General features: G+C 46.0%; 12 protein-coding genes. 9 read left to right on the top strand and 3 right to left on the bottom strand.

Going from position 1 to position 14,513, the window contains the following annotated elements:
• Positions 1–74: 74 nt before the first annotated feature.
• The gene (locus J7649_RS07465) at positions 75–836 is read left to right on the top strand and encodes a class I SAM-dependent methyltransferase (protein ID WP_219307135.1); all 762 of its coding nucleotides are present in this window, start codon (positions 75–77) and stop codon (positions 834–836) included.
• Positions 837–896: 60 nt separating this feature from the next.
• Here the strand turns inward: J7649_RS07465 and J7649_RS07460 are convergent, their stop codons facing one another.
• Positions 897–1,706 (bottom strand): cytochrome C assembly family protein, encoded by an 810-nt coding sequence (locus J7649_RS07460; protein ID WP_004730673.1) that lies wholly within the window; start codon positions 1,704–1,706, stop codon positions 897–899.
• 138 nt (positions 1,707–1,844) lie between these two features.
• On the opposite strand from J7649_RS07460, the gene ffh reads away from it, so the two are divergent.
• The 3 genes from ffh to J7649_RS07445 all read left to right on the top strand — a co-directional run bounded on the left by ffh (position 1,845) and on the right by J7649_RS07445 (position 4,719).
• Positions 1,845–3,251, top strand: coding sequence for a signal recognition particle protein (gene ffh, locus J7649_RS07455; RefSeq protein ID WP_219307133.1), 1,407 nt, complete (start codon positions 1,845–1,847; stop codon positions 3,249–3,251).
• 151 nt (positions 3,252–3,402) lie between these two features.
• Complete coding sequence (locus J7649_RS07450) at positions 3,403–3,975, top strand: RBBP9/YdeN family alpha/beta hydrolase (protein ID WP_219307131.1); 573 nt, start codon at positions 3,403–3,405, stop codon at positions 3,973–3,975.
• Positions 3,976–4,113: 138 nt separating this feature from the next.
• Positions 4,114–4,719, top strand: coding sequence for an RBBP9/YdeN family alpha/beta hydrolase (locus J7649_RS07445; RefSeq protein ID WP_213686917.1), 606 nt, complete (start codon positions 4,114–4,116; stop codon positions 4,717–4,719).
• Here the strand turns inward: J7649_RS07445 and J7649_RS07440 are convergent.
• Both J7649_RS07440 and J7649_RS07435 read right to left on the bottom strand, forming a co-directional pair.
• Positions 4,673–5,413, bottom strand: a complete 741-nt coding sequence (locus J7649_RS07440; protein WP_004730667.1) for a type III pantothenate kinase — start codon at positions 5,411–5,413, stop codon at positions 4,673–4,675. The genes J7649_RS07445 and J7649_RS07440 overlap by 47 nt on opposite strands.
• Before the next feature lie 14 nt (positions 5,414–5,427).
• On the bottom strand, positions 5,428–6,183 hold the full coding sequence (locus tag J7649_RS07435) for a biotin--[acetyl-CoA-carboxylase] ligase (protein ID WP_219307128.1): 756 nt from the start codon (positions 6,181–6,183) through the stop codon (positions 5,428–5,430).
• 27 nt (positions 6,184–6,210) lie between these two features.
• Here J7649_RS07435 and J7649_RS07430 point away from each other — a divergent pair, with 27 nt between their 5' ends.
• From J7649_RS07430 to ligA, 5 genes are all read left to right on the top strand, one after another.
• Complete coding sequence (locus J7649_RS07430) at positions 6,211–7,014, top strand: sulfite exporter TauE/SafE family protein (protein WP_005107741.1); 804 nt, start codon at positions 6,211–6,213, stop codon at positions 7,012–7,014.
• Positions 7,015–7,214: 200 nt separating this feature from the next.
• On the top strand, positions 7,215–7,910 hold the full coding sequence (locus J7649_RS07425) for a GntR family transcriptional regulator (RefSeq protein WP_219307118.1): 696 nt from the start codon (positions 7,215–7,217) through the stop codon (positions 7,908–7,910).
• Positions 7,911–7,921: 11 nt separating this feature from the next.
• The gene (smc, locus tag J7649_RS07420; RefSeq protein ID WP_219310074.1) at positions 7,922–11,374 is read left to right on the top strand and encodes a chromosome segregation protein SMC; all 3,453 of its coding nucleotides are present in this window, start codon (positions 7,922–7,924) and stop codon (positions 11,372–11,374) included.
• Position 11,375: 1 nt separating this feature from the next.
• A complete protein-coding gene (locus J7649_RS07415) occupies positions 11,376–12,341 on the top strand; it encodes a cell division protein ZipA C-terminal FtsZ-binding domain-containing protein (RefSeq protein ID WP_219307116.1) in 966 nt (321 codons plus the stop codon).
• A gap of 109 nt (positions 12,342–12,450) precedes the next feature.
• Complete coding sequence (ligA, locus tag J7649_RS07410; RefSeq protein WP_219307114.1) at positions 12,451–14,490, top strand: NAD-dependent DNA ligase LigA; 2,040 nt, start codon at positions 12,451–12,453, stop codon at positions 14,488–14,490.
• Positions 14,491–14,513: the final 23 nt, after the last annotated feature.

Raw genomic sequence — 14,513 nt, 5'->3', positions numbered from 1 at the left:
GACTGAAACCAAATTCCAACTGCATTCCCTGACTGGCTATTTAGACTGAAATAAAACTGGTCTGGAAAGCATATATGGAAAACAGGGAATTTAAAGATCATTTCTCCCAGCAATCACAGGATTATGCCTTGTTTCGTCCGCATTATCCGGATGCATTGGGAAAGCTATTGGCAGAGCTGTCACCAAGTACTAAATTGGCTGTAGATATCGGCTGTGGTTCTGGACAGCTTTCAGAAGTTTTGGCGAATTACTTTGATCAGGTGATGGCTATTGATGCGAGTAGTGAGCAGATTGCTCAGGCCAAACCGCATCCAAAAATTCAGTATGGTCAGGCATTCGCTGAAGATATCCCGTGTGCTGACCAGAGTGTTGATCTGATTTCGGTGGCTCAAGCAGCGCATTGGCTCGATCTGGAAAAATTTTACGCAGAAGTTCGCCGTATTGCCCGGCCTAACGCCATTCTGGCTTTAATTAGCTACGGCGTGTTCAGTGTGGATGAGCCACATCTGAATCATTATTTTAAGCCTTTTTATGAAGTCACGCTTGCACCGTACTGGCCGCCCGAACGTCGCCATGTAGATGAAGGATATAAAAATCTCCCATTTCCATTTCAGGAAATTGTGATTCGGCCACCGGTATTGCAGGTTGAATGGAACTTTTATCAGTTAATTGGTTATATAAGTACTTGGTCAGCCGTGAAAGCAGCCACTCAAGCACTTGGACATAATCCATTAAATGCACTGGCAGATGCCTTATTGCCAGAATGGGAAGATCCAGAATTGCCCAGAGTCATTCGCTGGCCATTATCAGTGCGTGCGGGGCGTATAATCGTTTAAAAAAATATTAGAGCTAGAATCTGTTTATTGAACAATGAATTGAATATTCACGGCTCAGAATTATCGCCCTAGAATCATTTCCAGCACAAATTTAGAACCAATAAAACCCAGTGCCAGCAAGCCAAAACCGAGTAGGGTAAAGCGCACAGCTTTTTGGCCACGCCAGCCAAACTTCCAGTGTCCAATTAATAGTGAACCGTAAACAAGCCAGGAAATGATACTGAACGCCGTTTTATGTGCCAGATGTTGAGCAAAGAAATTGTCGATAGTAAAAAAGCCAAAGCCCAAAGCGAGGGTAAGTAAAACAAAACCGGTCATCAGCATATCAAACAGCAATGATTCCATGTCTTGATAAGAGGGTAGCAAACTGACCCAAACGCGGCGTTTTTGCTTCTTTTTCAGCTCACGATCCTGAAAGCGTAAAATTACGGCCTGAATGGTCGCCATGAGCAATACCGCATAAGCAGACAAAGACAGGATAATATGAATATCCAGACCCAAAGAGTTTTGTGTGATGATTTTTGCAGGCTGAGTAAACGCAAAGCCAAGAATTAATCCGGTCGCAGCCACCGGAATCCCGATCAGGTTCAGGGCAATAATCGGACGATAAGTGCTGTAAATAATGCTGAGTAACAGCATCAGACCAGAGGTAAAGGAAAACAGGGCAAAGACATCATAATTGATGCCCAGCGGGGTATGCATATCGCCATATAAAACCAGCGCATGCAAGCCCAGTCCAAGCAGTGCGGTTAGCGAGACAAACCATTGATTAGGAGCACGTTTAGACATTAAATGAATGAACAGATACCAGAAGGAAGCGGTATAAGCGACTAATGCTAAGATCGTATAAACCAAGGGGAGGCTAACCATGTCAAACCTTTTTAAGGGTGATGAATATTCATTTATATAAATTCGCTGCGAACTACAGTATCCTATAGCATTCTATGCATAAATTTTCTATTTTAAGAAACAATTTTTTGCTCATGGCTATTTTAAGCGGATTTTGCAATGTTTGATACCTTAACAGAACGACTCACGCAGAGTTTAAGAAATGTTACTGGCTCAGGGCAGCTAACCGAAGACAATATTAAAGATACGTTACGTGAAGTGCGTATGGCGCTTCTTGAGGCCGATGTTGCGTTACCTGTAACTCGTGAATTCATCGCGAAAGTTAAGGAAGAAGCATTGGGCCAGGAAGTGATGACTCAGTTATCTCCTGGGCAGGCTTTTGTCAAAATCGTTCATGACGAATTGACCAAAATGATGGGCGAGGCCAATGAAAGCCTCGACCTCGCTGCAAAACCACCTGTGGTTGTCCTGCTGGCAGGCTTGCAGGGTGCAGGTAAAACAACAACTGCAGCGAAACTTGCACGCTTCTTACAAGAACGTCAAAAGAAAAAAGTCGTGATGGTCTCTGCCGATGTGTATCGTCCGGCTGCGATCAAACAGCTACAGACTGTCGCGGGTGAAGTCGGTGCGATTTTCCTGGAATCTAGCGCAGACGAAAAACCGATTACGATTGTGAATCGCGCGATTGAACAGGCAAAAATCCAGTTTGCCGATGTGCTGATTGTCGATACGGCAGGTCGTTTGCATATCGATGATGACATGATGGGTGAAATCAAAGAGCTGCATGCAGCGATTAACCCGACTGAAACCCTGTTCGTGGTCGATGCCATGACCGGTCAGGATGCGGCAAACACCGCCAAAGCATTTAATGATGCCTTGCCTTTAACTGGTGTGATCCTGACCAAAACTGATGGTGATGCGCGCGGTGGTGCAGCGCTTTCAGTACGGGCGATTACCGGCAAGCCAATCAAATTCTTGGGTATGGGTGAGAAACTCGATGCCTTGGAGCCATTCCATCCTGAGCGTGTTGCACAGCGTATTCTCGGTATGGGTGATGTACTTTCTTTGGTCGAAGAACTTGAACGCAAGGTCGACAAAGAAAAAGCCGAAAAAATGGCGAAAAAACTGCAAAAAGGCGGCAGCTTCAACTTTGAAGACATGCTGATGCAGTTTGAGCAGATGAACAAGATGGGCGGCATGATGGGCTTCCTGGACAAACTTCCTGGCATGAGCAATGCCGGTCTGCAAGATGCGTTGGCGCAAGCCAATCCTGAAAAGCAGGTCAAGAAAATGGAAGCGATTATCCAGTCGATGACTATCAAAGAGCGCCGTAACCCGGACTTGATGAACCCAAGCCGTAAAAAACGTATCGCAGCAGGTTGTGGTATGGAAGTGGCAGAAGTCAACAAGCTGATCAAGCAACATGCCCAAATGGCCAAGATGATGAAAAAATTTGCCAATCCATCCGGTATGGCAAAAATGATGAAGTCACTCGGCGGCTTGCAGAAACAGTTTGGCGGCGGGGGTGGTATGGGTCCATTGTTCGGCGGCAATGACAAGAAATAAGTTTTGTTTTAAAAAAAGGCGCAATATGCGCCTTTTTTTATTGCGAATAAATAGTCAAACCGGTTTAAACAAAACAACATTTACTTACCCAAAATAAAAATCCGATCAGGCAGACTCGGGAATATCAGCACAAAATAAAGAGAAATTTCAAATGAACCAAGTAATTGTCGTACATGGTTATACTGCAAGCCCGGAAGAAAACTGGTACCCATGGATTCAGGAAAAAGCCCAACAGGAAAATGTCAGTTTAAAAGTCCTCCGGCTGGATCCATCAACTACACCGACACTGGACACCTGGGATCAACAAATGCGTGAACAGATTGATGCAATTGACGAGGACAGTATCTTTATTGCACATAGCTTGGGAACTGTGGCCGCATTGCACTACTTATCCAGAGAATTAAAACAGCAGAAAATTCAGCAACTGGTACTGATCGCGGGATTTAATGGTCGATTGGGTCGTCTGGATGAAATAAACCCTTTTATTGATGCCGCGGATATCGATTTCGATTTACTCAAACAACAGGTTGCAGAGCGTGTGGTGATCTACTCCGAGGGAGATGACCGGGTTGCACCAGAATTTAGCCTGGAACAGGCGGACAGTCTGAACGCGATTGTGGTGAATGCCAAGCATCACGGACATTTTATTGATTCTCAAGGTTGTACTGATCTGCCGGAGCTCTGGAAAGTGATCGAGCCGTATCTGATTAAATCCGAAGTTTAAGCATGTTGTTGTATTCGCTAAATTTTAAAATTTAACATGAGATGGCGTTCAAAAAGAGACTTGAATTCCATCTCCAGACTGTTTAAAACTAGTTTTTTGTCGACGCAATTTGCGTTCAATGATAATAAGTAAATCACTATGAAAAATATAATAAAGAAAGTTTATATCGTGCCGGATTATCAGGCGACCTCCAATGATCACTGGTATCCGTGGCTGAGTCGTCAACTTAAAAATGCCGGTTTTGAGTCCAAGCGGATTATGCTGGCCAACCCCTTTCAGCCCAATTTAGAAGAATGGCAGCAGAACCTGAAATTGCACATTCCGCACATGGATGAACATACCTTTTTAGTTGCACATGGCCTGAGTTGCGTCAGTGTTTTAAACTTTTTACAGGAACATTATATTCAGCAGCAACGCAAGATCGGCGGGGTAATTCTGGTCTCAGCCTTTGATACGCCTTTGGTGGCCTGGTCAGAACTGAATAAAATACTGCAGGCTGTGCGACTCGATCTGAAAAACTTACCGTATAGCTATAAACGTGCGGTGATGCTGATCTCCAGTAATGATCCCTATGTGCCTGCACCGATTTCCTTGCGTTTAGCACATAGCTTGAATGCACAAATTTTTGAGATCAAAAAAGCCGGGCATTTCAACAAGTCCGATGGCTTTGCCGATTTTCCGCAATTGCTGGACATTATCAAACAGTGTCTGGCAAATGAGCTGCAAAATGCTGCAGGCCTTTAAGCAAAAGATCCGGTTCAATCCGGGGCTGATACTGAGCGAGATGCTGCGCAAATAGCGGGGCATCTCCACCGGTTAAAACCAACTGTGCTGGAAAATCATGTAGTACTTTCTCAATCGTGCTGAGCAGACCCAGTAGGATGCCATGATGAACAGCATCGATGGTGTTGCGTCCAGGATTGAGTTCAGAAAAAGCGGCATCCGGGATTTTAATGCCTTTGGTATTCTGAATTAGGGAATCACGTTGCAAGTATAGATTTGGCAGAATAAAACCGCCCAAATGTTGTTGCCCTTGCGCCAAATCAATAGTCAGCGCCGTACCGCAACTAATCACACAATAATTTTCATGCGCTTGCGTCGCGACCGCAAGTACCTGCAACCAGCGGTCAATCCCTAGTTGTGAAGGTTCATCATAACCACAGATCAGACCTGCATATTCTGCCTGTACCTGAGCAAAAATGACTGGAATATGCAGGCTTTCTAAAATGCTGAGAATGCGCTCATTATTGATTTTATCCTGGACTGAGGATAGACCTACCTGATGCAAGCCCAGCGCTTTGAAATGCTGAATCAGGCCAAGTAACAAATCAGCAGGGGACTGTAAATGTAATTCTGCTGCCTGTTCAATAATCTGATCATGCTCGGTAATCCAGTATTTAAGCCGGGTATTGCCGATATCCAACCATAATTTTTTCATTGCTGTATGCCTGTTCATCCACCGTGTTTAAGGCGGAGCTGTCCCTGATAAAAGGTCTGGATTCCCTGATCGGTCAAAATCTTGACCGCACCATCGTCCTGAATCCCGAGAAAAGTACCGGAATATTGCCCTTGCACGTCAGTAAATTCAACTGCTTGTTGCATAAATGCAGCCGATCGATTGAAACGCGCCGCCAGGTTTTGACTGCCATAATTAAACCATTGCCCGGCTTGTTGAATCGCCAGATATAACTGGGCAATCAGCTCGACTCTTGAAGTGCGAGATAAACCCAGCTCGCTCAGGGAACTGACCAGCTGGTCTGGAAGGTTGGTGGGCAGAGGATCAATATTTAGCCCGACCCCGACCACCACCTGCGTGGTTGAAACCGGCTCGACCAGAATACCGCCCCATTTTCCATGCAGGCTATACAGGTCATTCGGCCATTTTACCTGTAATTCCAGGCCTTTTAGACTTGGCATTTGCAGGATATTTAACGCAATTTCTAGCGCCAGACGACCATCAATGGGTTTTTGTGTATGCAGCAATGTGCTTAAATAGATGTTCCCTTCAGGTGATATCCACTGACGTTGACGCTGTCCACGGCCTTGGGTCTGCACATGACTGCATACCAGAACCTGCTGTACCCCTTTCGTTGCCAATTCGCGCACATCATCATTGGTCGATGTGGTAATCGGTTTGATGAGTAATACTTCCGGGAGTTGGCCTGCATCGCTTAATCGTTGTTGCAGTTCACGAGTTTCTACATCCATTTGAATCTAAACGTGGTAAATATCGTTATGGAGTTAATCATATATTTATTGATTGGTGCAATTGCCGGATTCACCGCAGGCCTGTTTGGGGTCGGTGGTGGTTTGATTATTGTGCCGATCCTGTACATTGTTTTTACCCAGCTTCAGTACGATCCCAGCGTGATTATGCATATGGCGGTGGGCACTTCCTTGGCAACGATTATTGTGACTTCTATCAGTTCGGTGATGGCGCATCATCAGCGAGGGGCAGTACTATGGCCTGTGTTTCGTAATCTGGCGCCAGGTCTGATTATCGGTTCTTTCCTAGGTGCGGGGATTGCCGATTATTTATCTGGTCAGGGTTTGCAGTTAATGATTGGCTTCTTTGCGGTCTGGGTGGCATTTAGAATGTTCAAGGGAGCGCATATCCAGATTGATCCGAATCAAAAATTGCCTTCAACCCCGGTACAAATTGCTGCAGGTGGTGGAATCGGTGTGGCATCGGCGATCTTTGGGATTGGCGGGGGAAGTCTGACCGTCCCATTTCTGAATCGCTGCGGAATCGTGATGCAAAAAGCCGTAGCGACCTCTGCGGCTTGTGGATTGCCAATTGCAGTCGCAGGTGCGCTGGGTTTTATCTGGTTTGGTAAACAGGCGCAGGTTACCGTACCAAATACCATTGGCTATATTCATATTTATGCCTTTATCGGGATCAGCATGATGAGTTTTTTCACGGCCAAGCTGGGGGCAAAAGTGGCACATCTGCTTTCACCGGCCGTATTAAAAAAATGTTTTGCTGCACTACTGACTACCGTCGGCCTGTATTTTATTTATCAAGGTTTTATGGCTTGATTTAAACCTTTTAGGTTGAAGTGATTTACCGTATAAGGAGAATAGATGACTATTCTCCTTTTTTATGGCCTTGAGTTGGCTATATAGACATAAGATTGTCTGACAATGTCAAAGTATTTATGGATAAAAACCCGTTTAATAGCAACATAGTCCAAATAAAGGGCTAAACCAGTATCCATAAAAATAAAGACAGGAACGGTATGCCATTAGAACAAGCGCAGAGTTTGTCTGAGCAGATTGCCAAGCACATTAGCGAACAGATTATCCGCGGTGAACTGGTCGAAGGCGAACGTATACAGGAGCTCAGGATTGCCTCGGAGCTTGATGTCAGTCGGGGTTCGGTTCGTGAAGCCCTGCTTTTGCTGGAACGCACCCAGCTGATTGAAATTTTCCCGCGCCGGGGAGCGATTGTCTCGGAAATGTCGGCCTTGCAGGTGCGTGCCTTATTTGACATGACATCGTTATTGCTCGGGCAGATGGTGCACCGCATGGCGGAAACCTGGCGGGTGCATGAAGCTGAGCACATTCAGCTATTATTAGAGCAATTGGAAGCAGAAACCCGCCAAGGACACACTGAAAAGTTTTATGATCTGATCTTTCAGGGCATGGCCCAGCAGCATGAGATGGTCGGGAATCCTTATCTGATGCGCTATTATCAGGAACTGCTGCCTTCTTTGCGTCGGAGCTATTTTCTGACCCTGAATATTTCCAGACGAGAGTTACAGGAATCTTTCGACTTATTTAAACTGGTCACTGAAGCAATTTTGATACGAAAAACCCATCAGGCCACTTTATTTATGGAAGATTTTTGTCGACACTTGCGCAACCTTGTGTTGGAATCTCTGACACGGATGAAACAAATTGAACTCGCGTGGGCCAGACGCTCACGACGTTAAATCAGGACATTATGCGTTTAAGCAGTTTAAAACTTTCAGGCTTTAAATCTTTTGCCGACAGTACCACTTTACATTTTAAAGATAATCGTACTGCGGTCGTGGGACCGAATGGTTGTGGTAAATCCAACGTCATTGATGCCATACGCTGGGTCATGGGCGAGTCCAGTGCACGCCAGTTGCGTGGTGGCAGCATGCAGGATGTCATCTTTACCGGAACTGCCAAGCGTAAACCGGTGGGCATGGCCAGTGTAGAACTGCGCTTTGACAATACCTATGGCAAGCTGGGCGGTGCTTATAATGCCTATAATGAACTGGCAGTACGCCGTCAGGTCAACCGCGATGGCAAGTCTGAATATTTTCTGAATGGCAGCAAATGCCGTCGTCGTGATATTACCGATATTTTCCTGGGTACTGGTCTTGGTCCGCGTTCCTATGCGATTATTGAACAGGGCATGATCAACCGTCTGGTCGATGCCAAGCCCGATGAAATGCGGGTCTATATTGAAGAAGCGGCTGGGGTATCGCGCTATCAGGCACGTCGCCGTGAAACCATGCTACATCTGGATCACACCACACAAAACCTGTCGCGTCTGGAAGATATCGCCTCCGAACTGAAATCCCAGCTAAAAACCCTGAAACGTCAGTCGGAAAGTGCGATTCAATATAAAGAACTGGAAGGACAGATCCGCACAATCAAGATCGAAATTCTGTCTTTTCAATGTGAGCAAAGCCAGCGTTTACAGGAAGAATATACCCTTGAGATGAATACGCTCGGGGAAAACTTTAAGCTGGTACGTTCCGAACTGACCACCGTTGAACATGATTTGGGCAGCACCAGTGGACTGTTCCAGCGTCTGATTCAGCAATCCACTCCTTTGCAAAGCGAATGGCAACAGGCCGAGAAAAAACTGGCTGAACTGGAAATGACCCTGCAACAAAAGCAGTCTTTGCTGGAGCAGAATTCCACCAGTCTGATCAAGTTGGAACAGCAAAAAGTCCAAACCAAAGAGCGTTTGCAGTTGATTGAACTGCAACTCGAAACCTTGCTGCAGCAACTTGAAGATCAGCAGGCACAATTGCAGCAGCAAGATGGCCAGAGTCAGGCGCAAAGCCAAAACTTGACTGAGCTCAAAGCTCAACATAGCACTGTGGCAGCGCAATTTACCCAGATCAAAACCCAGGTCGAACAGCAGCAACAGCGTAAATTACAGATGTTGGCTCAAAGCGAGCAACTGGCAAAGAATATTGAGCGGATTGAACAGCAGAAACAGACGCTCCAACAGCAAAGTGCACAGATTCAGCAACAGGCGCAGCAAGATGAGCTGGAGCAGTATCAGGCAGACAAAGCCCAAGCTGAACAGCAAATCGTTGGCTATGAAATTCAATTAACAGATTTAAGAACTCAATTCGAGCAGATTCAGGAAGAGCAGGCGACCCAACAACAGCGCTTGATGCAGCTCAAATCTGAAATTCAGGTACTTCATTCAGAAAAGAAAAACCTGAGCCAATTACTGACCAAAGCTAACCCAAATGCCAAGAGTGATGCGGTCCAGTTGATGCATGTGCTTAAGCTCAATGATGCAGGCAAAGGACATGCCAGCCTGATCGAAAAGTTTCTGGCCAAGTGGCTGTCTGCCCAGATTCTGGCAGAGGGCGAGCATTTCCTTGAAGATCGTGCGCGTCAGTTAAAGCAACGGGCTGTTCAGGATGAAATTCAGATTGCCAATACGATGTGTCTGGCCGACTGGATTGAATCTCCGCATTATTCACTGTGGCAGCAAGTTGGAGTCGTAGATACATTAGCACAAGCATTACCGCTTCAAACTGAGTTATTACAAGGCCAGACATTACTGAGTTTGGATGGCTATCAGGTTGGGTCAGACTGGGTCATTGCGCTGGACTATGATGAAGCCAGTCAGGCCGGACAAGGTGCATTGAGTCATCGAATCCGTCTGGATGAAATCGAGCAGCAGCTTGCGGAACTTGAACCTAAGTTTATGCAGCTGGAGCAGCAGTTACCTGAATTCGCCGATCAGGTTAAAGCTTTGCAAAACCAGATTCAGAGTATCAGTGAGCAGCACAAGCATACCCAAAAGCAGCTGCAGCAACTCGATATTCACATTGCCAAAGTACAAAGTAGCGCTCATGCTTTCGCCTTGCAAAAGCAGCAATTACAGCATCAGTTACAACAACTGGATGAGCAGCTTGAAGAAGATGCCATGCAGAAAGATGATCTGGAAATTGATCTGCATGCCTTGAATATCAAACTGGAACAGGCGCTACCAAATTATAAAACCCTGCAATTCCAGCTGGAAGAATTGAGTACTCAGCTGGATGACTCACAGCAGCTCAGTCAGCAAGCGCAGCAGGAATTAGAAGTGCTGCGTAGGCAAAATGTGCAAAGCCAGCAGCAAATTGAATTGCTGGAAAAAGATCAGGTATTCCTAAAAGAACAGTCTCAACAAATTACTGCACAAATCGAGCAGGCCAAGAAATTTGTTGATCCGGTACAGCTGGAATTACCTGCTTTACAGAGCCAGTTTAATGAACAGGCGCAGATCACTGAAAAGCTGCAAAAGACCTGGGCCGACTGGCAGATTGAATTAAATCAGGTGCAGAGCAAACAGCAGCAGCTGACCGAACAGCGTCACAGCTTTCAGCAGCAGGATGAAAAACTCCGCAGTACACTGGAAGAAAAACGTCTGGCCTGGCAGGCAGCCAAATCTGATTTGCAGCATTATTCTGAACAGCTGAAAGAATTGAATAGTGAAGTAATTTCCGGACTGAATATTGACCTTAAAGCACATCAGGCGAAACTGGAAAAAGCTCAGGCTCAGTTCGATAAACTTGGTGCAGTCAATCTGGCGGCTTCTGAAGAATATGAAGAAGTGTCAAAACGTTATGAGGAACTGAGTCACCAGATGCAGGATCTGGAAAATACGGTTGAACAGCTACAGGCCGCGATGAAGAGTATTGATCAGGAAACCCGTAAACTGTTTATGCACACGTTTGATCAGGTCAATGCTGAACTGCAAAACCTGTTCCCGAAAGTGTTTGAAGGCGGTGAGGCGAGTTTAAGCCTTGAAGATGGCTGGCAGTCGGGTGTAAAACTGATGGCCCGACCACCGGGTAAACGAAACAGCTCATTGGCCTTACTCTCTGGTGGAGAAAAGGCCTTAACCGCATTAGCATTGGTATTCGCGATTTTTCGCTTAAATCCGGCACCATTTTGTGTACTGGATGAAGTCGATGCACCGCTGGATGATGCCAATGTGGGACGCTTTTGTAATTTAGTCAAAGAGCTTTCTGAACACGTGCAATTTATTTATATTACCCATAACAAACTTGCAATGATGATGGCGACTGATCTTTTGGGTGTAACCATGCCTGAACCGGGAACATCAAAATTAGTGACAGTTAATTTGGAACAGGCAAAAGAATACGGCCTAGCTGCGGAGGTATAATATGGAAATCACCACCATTATCGGGATTGTTATCGCAATTGTGATTATGCTGTTTGGTATAAGAATGCTGTTCAAAAAACCTGTAGAGGCTGTACCTTCACTGGATGCCAACCTGCATATTGACCCGGATAGCCAGACACCGATCATTCCAAGGCATGTACGTTCTCAATTGGCACAACAGGATGTCGAATCTGATCGTATCGAGCCAAGCCTGGGTATAGATGAACCGGCTCCTGAAAAGCCTTCAGTATTTCACAAGGCTGAATCAACTCCGATTGAGCCGGCAGCGGTCGAAACTCTTGCAGTTGTCCCGTCAACAGAAGCTGAAGGAGTGGCAAAGTCGGTAGGAACGGCAGCAGATATTCCGCAAGTAAAAGCAGAGAGGGAGAATAGCCAGACTGAAACCAAGGAAGAAACGCCTGAATTCAGCCTGAACAGCAACATCGAAAAAGCAGAAATTTCTGAATTTAATGATGAAAGTAGTATTCTGGATGCACATCTGCATGAGCAAAAAATAGTGGATGAAGAAAGTGCTTTGTCCAATGCTGAAACCATTATTTCTTTGCATATCTATCCGCAAGGCCGTGTACTTTCAGGTGATAAAACCCTGAAAGTTTTACTAAAATATGGCCTGCGTTATGGCGAATTGGCCTGTTTCCACCGTTATAGTGAAGACGGTTCAAAACTGCTGTTCTCGGTATTGCAAATGACCGATACTGGAATGGAAGGCTTTGATCTGGAAACCCTATCAACTCAGGAAGTGAAAGGTCTGGCATTCTTCCTGGCTTTACCGCATAGCGATGTACAAAATGCGTTTGATACCATGGACAGTATTTCACGTCTGATTGCCCGTGAAGTGGATGGTCTGGTCTATGACCAGAACCAGCAGGAATTTACTCCACAATTACGTGAATTCTGGCGCCATCAGGCCATTGATTATCGTGCTGGACAAGGTACGGTAGTTTAAGGCTGCTTTGTTCAATCTCCAAGTTGAATCTGTAGACTGCAATTTTTATAATAGCTAAAAGCTGAATATTCTACAGGGCGGATTTTCCGCCCTTTTTTATGGTGAAATTATGACCCAAGATGCCACTGTCATTGCGCAAATGCGTCAACTGATTCAACTGCTTGCCAAGCATAACCATGCTTATTATGTGATGGATCAACCGAGCATTGAAGACAGTGAATATGATCAGCTCTTTCATCAGCTCAAAGCCTTAGAACAACAATATCCTGACCTGATCCAGTCCGATAGCCCGACCGATAAAGTGGGTGGGCAGGCGCTTTCAAAATTTGTGACCGTAACACACGCCGTGCCGATGCTGTCATTAGGCAATGTCTTTAATCAGGAAGATCTGCTGGCTTTTGCCCGCCGTATTGAAGAACGTTTGCCGAATCAAAAAATTGAATATGATGTTGAACTGAAATTTGATGGTCTGGCCATTTCACTCTGGTATGAGCATGGCGTATTGACGCGTGGGGTGACACGCGGCGATGGGGAAACCGGTGAAGACATCACCCAGAATGTCAGAACCATTCGCAACCTTCCGAAACTTTTATCTCCGGTGAATGGCATCATTCCCGATTTGTTGGAAGTCCGCGGCGAAGTGTTGATGCCGAAATCCGGTTTTGAAAAATTGAATGCTGCCAATGCCGCCAAAGGTGAAAAGACCTTTGCTAATCCGCGTAATGCTGCGGCAGGAAGTTTGCGTCAGCTGGACCCGAATATTGCTGCCTCGCGGCCATTGGCTTTTTATGCTTATGGGATTGCTCAGTGCGTGCCGCATCATGGACAAACCACTATGTCCGCCAGTCTGGAATGGTTACATCAGTTCGGTTTTGCGGTTGGCGAGCGTCACTTTATCTGTGACAGTATTCAGGACGTGCAAAAGGTCTACGAACAGATCATTGATGAGCGTGCCAGTCTCAGTGTCGAAATCGATGGTATGGTGATCAAGGTCAATGACCTGAAACAGCAACAACAGCTTGGTTTCCTGAGCCGTGAACCGCGTTGGGCCACCGCCTATAAATTTCCGGCAGTTGCAGCACTGACCACAGTAGAAAATATTAATTGGCAAGTCGGTCGTACTGGAACATTAACGCCGGTTGCGCGTTTAAATCCAGTCGCTGTCGGTGGAGTAACAGTTTCCAATGTGACGCTGCATAATATTGGCGAAATTCACCGTCTGGATGTACGTATTGGCGATACGGTCAGTGTTTATCGTAGTGGCGATGTGATTCCCAAAGTCGAAAAGGTCTGGCCGGAATTTCGCCCGGTTGATGCAGTCGAAGTGCATTTACCTGAGCAATGCCCAGTCTGTGATTCACCCGTGGTCATGCCGGAAGGCGAAGCCTTGGCACGGTGTTCGGGTGGGCTGTATTGTGCCGCGCAGCGTATTGAGGCCATTCGTCACTTTGTTTCGCGTAAAGCTATGGATATTGAGGGCCTGGGTGACCGTTGGGCAGAGTCACTGCTACATCTAAATCTTCTCAAAGATGTATCAGATATTTACCATCTGCATGAGCACCGTGAGCAGTTACTCCAGATTGAAAAAATGGGGGAAAAATCGGTCCAGAATTTAGTTGATTCTATCGAGAACAGCAAGAAAACTACACTGGCTGCTTTTATCTATGCACTCGGTATTCGTGGAGTGGGAGAAACTACGGCACGTATGCTGGCCAATACTTTCCAGACACTGGAGGCATTGCGTCAGGCAGATCTGGAGGCTTTAAAGAAAACTCCGGATGTAGGCGATATTACTGCGGAATGGATTCTGGATTTCTTCAAGGCGCCACATAATCTGGAAGTTCTGGATCGTTTACTGGCTGCCGGTATTCACTGGGATGCACCGATTGCACCAACGCGTCAGCCATTGAACGGCGAAAGCTGGGTGGTCACCGGAACTTTAAGCAGTATGGGGCGGGATGATGCAACCCAGTTATTGCAAGCCTTAGGTGCGCGAGTCAGTGGTAGTGTGTCCAGTAAAACCAAATGTGTGGTTGCAGGTGAAAAAGCTGGCTCAAAACTGGATAAAGCAGAAAAACTGGGTATTCCAGTGATCAATGAACAACAGTTTATTGGCTTGATGCAGGATTACGGTCAGCTTGAGGCCTAAATCTCTGGATATTTCATGAAAGA

Origin of the sequence: Acinetobacter lwoffii, from assembly GCF_019343495.1 — a bacterium.
Lineage (GTDB): Bacteria > Pseudomonadota > Gammaproteobacteria > Pseudomonadales > Moraxellaceae > Acinetobacter > Acinetobacter lwoffii_P.
This window is presented reverse-complemented; position numbering and strand designations above follow the sequence as displayed.